At 75.2% G+C, this 274-nt stretch carries 1 pseudogene; it reads left to right on the forward strand.

The annotated features are described in order from the left end of the window. Positions 1-274, forward strand: a pseudogene (locus HA630_RS26915) (fumarylacetoacetate hydrolase); the annotation flags it as partial.

Consider the following 274-nt stretch of genomic DNA (forward strand, 5'->3'; position numbering starts at 1 on the left):
TCATCGCCCCGCAGTTGCAGGACCTGTACGTCACCCTCAACCAAGGCAAGGCGCGCCACGCCTTCCCGTTCAGCCCGCGCCAGTGCATGGCGCCGTTGCCGCGCCCCCCGCGCTGGGTGACCTGGGTGGCGGCCGCCGGGTTGGTAGAGGGGCCATCTGGCGACGCCTGGGGCCCCACAGACGACCGGGTGCTGGCCGACGAGGCCTGGGGGCTGACGGCCCAGCCACAACTGGCCGCCGTGACCGGGGACGTGCCCGAGGGCGCGGCGCCCGC

This window comes from Aquabacterium sp. A08 (genome assembly GCF_011742065.1).